Source organism: Calditrichota bacterium (assembly GCA_013151735.1).
GTDB lineage: Bacteria > Zhuqueibacterota > JdFR-76 > JdFR-76 > BMS3Abin05 > BMS3Abin05.
This window is the reverse complement of the sequence record JAADHR010000168.1, coordinates 19782-28631: the sequence shown is the minus strand read 5'-3', so window position 1 is coordinate 28631 and position 8850 is coordinate 19782. Positions and strand designations below refer to the sequence as shown.

7 protein-coding genes are annotated in these 8850 nt (G+C 48.4%); all 7 read right to left on the bottom strand.

Going from position 1 to position 8850, the window contains the following annotated elements; genetic code table 11:
- Positions 1 to 495, bottom strand: a 495-nt coding sequence (locus GXO76_11915) for a glycosyltransferase (protein NOY78565.1), incomplete at its 3' end; no start/stop codon positions are given.
- The gene (locus GXO76_11910) at positions 495 to 1616 is read right to left on the bottom strand and encodes a GNAT family N-acetyltransferase (GenBank protein NOY78564.1); all 1122 of its coding nucleotides are present in this window, start codon (positions 1614 to 1616) and stop codon (positions 495 to 497) included. The genes GXO76_11910 and GXO76_11915, both read right to left, overlap by 1 nt.
- On the bottom strand, positions 1616 to 2602 hold the full coding sequence (locus GXO76_11905) for a polysaccharide deacetylase family protein (protein NOY78563.1): 987 nt from the start codon (positions 2600 to 2602) through the stop codon (positions 1616 to 1618). The genes GXO76_11910 and GXO76_11905 overlap by 1 nt, the downstream gene beginning before the upstream one ends.
- Positions 2595 to 4112 carry a hypothetical protein gene (locus GXO76_11900; protein ID NOY78562.1) on the bottom strand — a complete coding sequence of 506 codons (1518 nt, stop codon included), beginning with the start codon at positions 4110 to 4112 and terminating at the stop codon, positions 2595 to 2597. Before GXO76_11900 ends, GXO76_11905 begins: the two co-directional genes overlap by 8 nt.
- 115 nt (positions 4113 to 4227) lie before the next feature.
- A complete protein-coding gene (locus tag GXO76_11895; protein NOY78561.1) occupies positions 4228 to 5352 on the bottom strand; it encodes a glycosyltransferase family 4 protein in 1125 nt (374 codons plus the stop codon).
- Positions 5349 to 6464: a GNAT family N-acetyltransferase gene (locus GXO76_11890; protein NOY78560.1), complete on the bottom strand. Its 1116-nt coding sequence runs from the start codon at positions 6462 to 6464 to the stop codon at positions 5349 to 5351. The genes GXO76_11895 and GXO76_11890 overlap by 4 nt, the downstream gene beginning before the upstream one ends.
- Positions 6464 to 8848, bottom strand: a complete 2385-nt coding sequence (locus GXO76_11885; protein NOY78559.1) for a polysaccharide biosynthesis tyrosine autokinase — start codon at positions 8846 to 8848, stop codon at positions 6464 to 6466. Before GXO76_11885 ends, GXO76_11890 begins: the two co-directional genes overlap by 1 nt.
- Positions 8849 to 8850 lie beyond the last annotated feature (2 nt).

Here is an 8850-nt window from a genome sequence, read left to right as displayed (position 1 = left end):
GAGTTTGTTCCACGGAATGTGTTCCACCCTGTTTACGTTTTTTGCAACGGCTTTCGACACCACAATCCAGTGGTGCACCCATTGATTGACAAAACGACTGAACAGAATGTGCCGTGTTCTCATCCAGGTAACCATTTCCCGGCGCGCGCTAACCCGCAGCGGGACACCGGCCAACGCCCCCAAAACCTGTCCGTAACTGTTCGACGCGAACAGATACGTGTGCAAAATCCGGAACCCTTCTTCCCTGATTTGGCCCGCCCAATAGGGAATTTTACGAAGCGCCTGCCCGGTCAGAATATTGGGTACATTCAGGTGTCGGAAGGGAATGCCCAGTTTTTCCACCTCAGGCAGAAGGTCCCATTTCCCGTGCAGCACCCAAAGATGCGGCTCAAAACGGCTGCGGTCCAGCTTTTGGAGAACCTGCACCAGATGCCGCTCCGCTCCCCCGAACGTCAGCTGATCGATTAAATAAAGAATTTTAATGGGGCGGTTCATCACGAAAATACCCCCTGGAGCAAATGTTTAAAAACATGTTTCTGTTTTTTATAAAGGGGATAGGCCAATCCGGGTAAATTCCGCTTTCCCACCCACTGGGTAACGGAATACCGTTTTTGTGCTCCCCACTTAAATTTGTACCCTTCGTCGCCCCGTAAAAACTCAATGCGCTCAACCCCCTTGTTCACCAGCCATTGCACAATTTCATAAAGCAGAAAATGCCCCATGTTAAATTTCCTGAATTCGGGATCGTAACCGCTTTGAAGAGAATAGTACACGTTGTCCAAAAGAATTCCAAACTCTGCGGTGGCGGGGCGGCCATCCAGATAAGAAAACCGAAACTGAAGCCACCCGTTTTCCAAAAACCGGCGGCCCATCCGGCGGTAGAATTCGCGCTTTTCCTCCGTCGCGAACGAACCGGGCATTCCCCGAGACCGCCAATTTTTCTGATGGAGATCGAAGAAGATTTCGACCGCCAGATCAAATTCCCGGAGAGAACGAATACGATGAATCTCAATCGTATGTTTTTTCCGCAGCCGCCGTGAGCGATTTCGGGTCATCGATAAAAACGCTGTATTGGGATGAGTGTGTACCCATTCTTCCCAGTTCCTCGGCAGAAACAACACCGGCAAAATATTTTTTACCGTCCGATGGTAACCAATGGCCAGTTTCTTGCTGAGTTGTTCCAGAATTTGAACAGAAAAATTCGTATCAAGCATATCATCCAGGAACAGGAAGGACCAGTCTATCTCATTGGTTTCCAGCAGCCCATTAATAACATTCCACCAGACGGTGTATTTCTGGTAGTGCGGAGCCAGTGCGTCCAAAAATTCGGAAGAAACAAATTGATCCCCAACCCAGCGAAGGGATCCATGGCGCGAAAACCCAAGACGCAAACGACGATCAAGATAAAACGGGACGATTCCAATCGTGTGATCCTTGTCTTTTATGACAAAAATTACGGGGGTGTAGGAAGGACCATAAACTTCCACCCAGGTTTGCACCCAGCTCCAGGACAGAAACGGATTTTTAACGTCCATTGCCCAGAACAGATCGTCCCAGCTTTCCCGCAGCTTCAAGAATTCGTCCCAGGAGCGAATGATTTCTACCTGTGCTCTCACTAATTTCTCCCCAAAAGCAAATTTAGTGAAAATGTGGCCGGATGGCGAATACTCGTGTAAAAACGCGGGATTTCGTACAGATCCGTTTCGGCAGTGAAATAGCCCGCTTCTGTTGTAACGGCCGAGCGGTATCCGGCATCTTTGATCAATTTTTTCGTTGTTTCGGTAAAATCCCCCGATTTGCCGTTCGGATAGCAAAACGACCGGATCGGCTGGCGCAGCTTTTCTTCCAGATAGGTTTTTGATCCGGCAATTTCGGCTTGCGCCTGCGCAGTCGACAAAAGAGAAAAAATAGGGTGAGAAAGCGAATGCGACCCGATCTCCATTCCCGCCGACGCCATTTCCCGCAATTGATCCCAATTCATGAACCGGGCGGCGTCGGTTTGAATCGGATCAACATGCAGCCGCTGTTCAATTTCTTCGATGTAAGACTGCATGACCGGGAGAGGTATCTTCTTGAGTCTGCTTTTCACGAATGAAATGGCCTTCAGCCGTTCGGGAATACTCCGCAGAGGGAGGTCGTAGGATTTCCCATTCAATTTCAGATGCCCAAAAGCCTCCCGGGTTTTGTGAATGGCGTAGTGAACGCGGTCAAACCAGGGTATGTGCCCCTCAATAAAATGGGTTGTGACAAAAAAAGTGGCCGGTAAGTTCAGGGTCTTTAGTATGGGAAAGGCCAGTTCATAATTGTCCCTGTAGCCGTCGTCAAATGTAATGGCCACGGTTCCATCCAGGGGGTGGCCTTTCCGGCTGCGTTCAACCAACTCGCTCACGGGCAAAACCTGAAAATTTTCAGCCAGCCATTCCACCTGCTTTTGGAAAATGTCCACCGGAAGCGCGGGGAAGAACGGATCCTCGTTTTTACAAAGCCTGTGGTAATTCAGCACAATGGACTGTCCATTTTTTAGGAGACGTTTTTTCAGGATCGACTCCACAGAGGGCGTTCCCAGGAGGACTTCGGCTGTAACCGATTTTAGGTTAAACATGGACAACCTCCCCTTCTTTTTTAGAATGGATCTGAAATGCGGGTCTATTTTTCTTTTGAACCTGTTTCTCTTCTTCGATTGATTTAAGCCGATAGAAAATTCCAAGAATAATCCAGTACAATCCGACCAGTTCATCCCGGAAAAAGCGGGATCCCCACAAGTTGACAATGGCGATGCCAACAATCCCGGCCATCAAACCCAGCGAAACGGCTTTTGTGAGGGGAAGCGTTCCCGCGCGATACAATTTCAGAGCGGCCCAAAAGGGCACGATCCACAACAGGAGAAAAACACCCAGTCCGGGAAGGCCGTGTTCAACCGCTGTGCGCAGGTACATATTGTGCGTATCCATGTGATAGGCAATTTGCGCGTAGTTCGTCATAAATGGCTCGAACATTCGGAAGCCAAATCCCCGAATGGGGTATTCCTGAATCATCTTTAAGGCCCCCTTCCAGATGGTAATGCGCAAAGCGGTGCTTTTTTCGAAATTATTCTCAATGGCTGACGGAGAAAGAATAATCTCTCCGGGTTCTTCCACAATCATGTGTTTTTCCGTCATTTCCACGCGTTCGGTAACGGCTTCGGGAATCCAGAGCCGGTAGCTGAGCGCAAGGATAATGCCCAGGAAGAGAAGACCCCGTTTTTTTGTAATTCCCAGGAAAAGAAGCGCGGCGGCCCCGCCGAGGTACGCCCCCCGGGAATAGGTAAAAAGAATGGTCACGATTGAAATGAGAACCACGCCGTAAAAAAAGAATTTATGAATTATTTTCTTATCAAAAAAAGCCGCTGCGGCCACCAAGGGAAAATAATACACAAAAAAGCCCGCCAGGTCATTTTCTCCTCCCATTCCAAAAGGACCGCCCAATCGGGCACTGTCGGAATAGTGCCCGAATCCAACGGAATGAAAATCCCGCAATGACTGGAAGGCCATGAGGAAGACCACTCCCGCAATTGCCCAGACCAGAAGCTTGAGTTTCTTTTCGTCAAAATTTGAAACGGCAATGGGAAAAAACAGAAATGTGGGTAAAATCCAGCGCTTGGCCGGATTGAGGGATTGAGAAACAATCCCCCACCCCATCCAGTGAATGCTCCGAATAATGCCCAAAACAACCATCAGATAAAATGCCAGAAAGACCCAGGTCATTGTATTATTCTTAATTTTGGAAAGCCGGCCGTCGATTTTGTGGAAAAACCACAACAAGAGCAACAACCCAACCAAAATATTAAAGGCATTAATTCCGCCACCGATATTCAAACTCTGAGGCAATTTGGATTGAAAGGGTATAATGAAAATCAGAAAGACAATCAGGGCCTCAATCCGTTGAGCAATCAAAACAACGAAAATAAGTCCGCCGGCAATCCCCAATGTAAAGGACAGGTGGGTTTTAAGAACGGCCAGGGCGATAATACCGCTCCCGAAAAGGGCCGCCCAAAGCGCCAGCCGGGGCTCCTGTAAGAGATTATCGACCGAATGTTTAATTGTTGACACCCTTTTGTTCATTTGATTTTTCATTCTCTCCAAATTAGCGGGTTTTTATTTTAACCCAATTTACAACACTCAAAAACGAGATGTCTTAGCAAGGGATCCCGACTTTTTTGGGATCCTGTATCCAGTTCAAAATTCCGCGCTAATCTTCGTACGCCTCCAGGGTTCGTTTGGCCACAACCGGCCAGGCAAAAATACGCTCTGCCCGCCGGCGCAGCCTTTGGGCCAGTTCCTGCCTCGCATCCGGCTGTGATAATAATTCGACCATTTTCTTTTGAAGCTTTAACTGATCATTTACCGGGACATAAACGGCGGCATCCTCCAGATATTCAGGCAATTCCACGGCCTGGGTGGCCACAACCGGCGTGGCATTGGCCATCGAGAGCGTGGCTGCAAAGGCTCCGGTTCCCTTTGTAAAAGGAATCACAGACAAAACTCCTTCCTGATAGATCTTGTGCAAACCGGGCCCTTCAACCGCCCCCAGCCATTCCACTTGTGAATCTATGCCGAGCCCCCGGGCTATTCTTTTTCCCTTAATCGTGTCTGCGATTGAAAATCCTCCGTGAACCACGACCGGATGATCATAACCCCACCGCTTCAACTGTGCTACCGCTTTCAGGAAGGGATGAAATCCCTTCCCCGAAAGCAAATGATGACCTCCGTAATACACAATTTTGGTACGACGGTGGCCATTTAACTGCGGCAAATCCACTCCAAATGGAATGATTTGCAGCTTTTCTTCCTCAACGCCCAGGGCCATTAATTGCGCTTTCATATAATTTGAGTGAACAAACACCCGATGCGCCCGATTGTACAGACGGTTCAATTTTCGATAATGCAATTGAAAGGGGTCCAATTCGTGAACCGTAACCACTTTTTTTGCTTTTGACGGGCGAGCCAGAAACGTGGTCAGTGATTCTGCTCCAAAGGAATCGTTCACCTGCTGAAAATGAAGCACGTCACAATCGGGACAGGCCGTATGAAAGGCGATCCCCCGTTTAAAATTGTACCCGAGAGCCATCTTGAAACACATCTTCCTCCGCCAATCAGGAAAATCATTTCGAATGACCGGATATGGGGTGTTCAGAAAAATATCCGGTTTTTCAATCAGGTTTTTCTGTTTCTCCCGGTGCGAAAGCCCGCACCCGCATTCGGAGGCAATGATTTTTACTTCAACCCCCAATTGCTGAAGATGCGTCCGCAATTCCCGGGAATAATTGCTGTAAATTTGATGCTTGTACCAGCAGGTGATCAATCCGACTTTCATGAGAGACTCCCAACCTTTAAAATCGTTCGTTTCGCCGAACCCAATTTGTGAACCCAATCAAACTCCCACTTGGCCAGGACCGTTCTGTGCAAGCCGGGCCGATAAGCCTGCACGTAAACGTGGGGGTTCAAAACACCGCCAAGCTGCAATTTCCACGGCTCACAATCGCCCAGAAGATGATTGGTCCGAAACCCTGTTTCGCATGCCCAGCGGATGACCTCGGTTTTCAGAACAAAACCGGGGGAATACGCTCTCCATTGCTCGTCGTAGGATATTTTCTGGCTGAGCAGATCCTCTCCGGATGCAAAAGCCATTTCGTAAGCGGCCGGCTTATTTTGAAGAAATAAAATAAATCCGTGAAAGACCTGGTTTTGGGCCATCTCCGAAATCACGGCCCGATAAAAATTCCAGACCTCTTCTTTCGAAAGCAGGCTCCTGCCCTCTTTAAATTTCCAGGACTTCCGTTCGATTTGTTCAACGCATGCCAAAAATTTTTCCGCCTCGTCTGCGTCTTCGTAATGTCTGATACGAAAACCGTCCAGTTTCTCGATTTCCCGCCGCTTTTTTCTTACATTGTAGCGTGACTTTTTTGAGAGTTTCGACAGATACGCATCAAATTCCGGTTCAAGCCGGACCACAGGAGAAGCGGTTCCGGGACGGATTCCCCAGAAAAAATGATCTGCCGTTTGCCGGAATTTCACCATTTTTACGAATGGGTCGTGCTCGGGAAGCAGCATAAAATTCAGAAAATCAAATTCAGCGCGCCGCTCGTAAAGAAAATTTGCCAATTCGTCAAAAAAATGTCCGGCATTCCCTGCCACTAAAAAACCGGCCTTGTTGGAATGCGCATTGGCGAGAAATTGAATGGTGCGGAGACGCGTCCCGTATTTAAAAATCCTTGTCTTCATAAACGGAGCAATTCCCGTAATTTTGCCATTCTCTTTTGCCACAAGAATCCAGAGGGTTCCCGATGAGCCAAAGGCTTTCCACCAGGTCCAAATCCATTCGTGTGAGCCGGTCAAATTCGGACGAAGGGACTCCCGGTTCAGGGCATTCCAGGCGGCTCTCAGATTCCAAAACGCACGCTCGTGTGTTAGTATTTCAAAATCCATCAGCTATCCTTCACTCCTGAATTGATTTTCGTTGTTGTGTCTGCCTGTGAGTTGTCGGGTGTATTTTTGGTATTCTTCTTATCCGTTTGCAGAAGCCCGCTCAGATTTTTGATGAGAGGCTGTGCCGGCCGTTCTTTCTCTCGGTAGTAATCCTTATAATACGAGCTGTAATAATTATACGGACCGTATTCATTCTTAAAATTCAGTTTATTAATAACCACGCCGAGAAAGGGAGCATCGGCTTTGTCAATCATTTTCAAACACTGCTTCACCGCCGATTCCTGAGTTTTCCCGGCCTCAATAATCAGAACAATTCCATCGGCATATTTTCCAAGCAACAGGGAATCGGCAAACGAAATCAGGGGCGGCGTATCGATGACAACGTAATCGTAGGCCCGGCGAAGTTCATCCAAAAATCGCGGCAGTTTGGCGGACGAAAAAACAGCCATCGGATTCGTGACAGAGCGGCCGCTCGTAACCAATTCCAGCCGTTTTTTCACCCCCGGCATCCGCGTTACAAGTCCGCCGATGTACACATCGTCCGACAGAATATCCACCAAACCATCGCTTCGATGCACGTTGAAAAACTTGTGGAGGGTCGGCCGCCGCAAATCCGAATCGATCAAAACCACATGCTTATTGGTCTGCGCCATGGCGACAGCCAAATTCGCGGCAACGGTCGATTTCCCTTCGTTGGGCCCCGCACTGGTCAACAACACCACATGCCCGATGCCTTCGTCTTTTGAGAGGATAAGCTCCAGTTGCGTTTGCAGGCGGCGCAGGCTTTCGGAAGCCGGAGAATAGGGATAATGGTACACGTACACGTTATCCAGACTGCTCGCCAGACGGGACTTTTGGGACGAATCGTTTTCCCGGCCCGACGCCGGTTTTCCCTTTCGCAGGGAATAAAAATCGGGAATGGCCGTTAAAACCGGCACGTTTAGGCGCTCTTCAACCTCTTCAATGGTGCGGAGACTGACATTTTGCCACTCCACGGCGTACGCCAGGCCGATCCCGAAAATTAGCCCGAGAATGGCCCCAAAAATAATCTTTACGCTTCGATGCTGTTTATTGGGCGCTCCGGGAAAGGAGGCAGGCATTAAAACCTGTACATTCCCCACTTTTTCTGCCTCCACCATCTGTATTTTTTCATTGTTATTCACCAGCGACTGGTAATTCAAACGCTGCGTGTTCACATTTTGCACCAGCTCGTACAGATGTCTTTCCCGCTTGGGCATATCGTACAAAAGCTTTTTCTTGTAATCCTCAGCAAGAACCTTGTAACTGGCCTCTTTGTTCTTCAATGTGGAGATTTCAACTTCCGTAAATATTTTTTCGATGTACAGATCCTGCCAGCTAAATACGGTTTGAATCGATGGGGCATTCTTCCCCGAAACGCCCCCGATAAGCCGCCGCAGATCCTTTACCGTCTGGTCAATTTGCTGATTAATGGCAACCAGCTTGGGATGTTGGTTGGTGTAAATTGCAGAAGCCAGCATCCGCTGTTTTTCAAGCGCAATCAGCTTGTCTTTTAAAACCCCCACCTGGGGCACCTTTTTTTCGATGTTCTGAATAGCCGGGAACTTTTGCGCCAGTTCCGCCAGCTTTTTGTTGATCATTTTCAGGCGGTCCCGGGCCAGACTGTGCTGTGTTTTCACTTCGATGTAGGCATTCTCAATTGAATTGAGCCGCCCTGAAAGCTCGAACGACTGACTCTGGTTAGACGGCAGCCCCTTGCTTTGCTTGTAGCGCTCCAGTTCATCTTCCGCTTCTTTAAGTTTTTTGTAAGCATTCTGGATTTGCTCGGAAAAGAAGTTGCGCAAAATCCCCAGCCGATCCCTCAGATTCTCAATATTGAATTTGACAAATTCATCGGCCGTGATCTTGGCAATAATCTGTGCCTTCCTGGGGTTCTGTGAAACCGCCTGAATTTGAATGACCCCGCCGCCCCGATGCTTGGCCGTAACAATCCTGCCCAGATTTTCCACGACCTGCGCTTCAGGGGTCAATTCCACCGTTTTGAAGCCAAATACCTTCTTGATAAAAAGTTTGACCTTATCCACTGTTGAGGGATTGGTTGACGTCAAGCTGGCGTAAACGGCCGGAGGCAAGGCCTTGGCCACGCGATATTTGAAATCCTGGCTTTCAAGAATATCCAGTTGATTGGCAATGGTCAGGTGCGTTTTTGTGTCGATATTGTCCTGAATAACATCCGTAAGAGCCCGATCAAAAATAGCCAGTTTTACGGTCGATGTAAATTGGGGCTTTTCAAATCGAGACATGATGAACACCAAAGCCGTCACTAAAAGTGTGGAAAGCAGAATGAGCTTCCGATGACGGTACAAAATTCGAATGTGTTCGCTTAAGTTAATGCCATTATCCATAT

Coding starts and splice junctions, on each gene's coding strand:
- GXO76_11895 (NOY78561.1), bottom strand. CDS start 5,352: ATGAAAGTCGGATTGATCACCTGCTGGTACAAGCATCAAATTTACAGC.
- GXO76_11900 (NOY78562.1), bottom strand. CDS start 4,112: ATGAAAAATCAAATGAACAAAAGGGTGTCAACAATTAAACATTCGGTC.
- GXO76_11905 (NOY78563.1), bottom strand. CDS start 2,602: ATGTTTAACCTAAAATCGGTTACAGCCGAAGTCCTCCTGGGAACGCCC.
- GXO76_11890 (NOY78560.1), bottom strand. CDS start 6,464: ATGGATTTTGAAATACTAACACACGAGCGTGCGTTTTGGAATCTGAGA.
- GXO76_11885 (NOY78559.1), bottom strand. CDS start 8,848: ATGGATAATGGCATTAACTTAAGCGAACACATTCGAATTTTGTACCGT.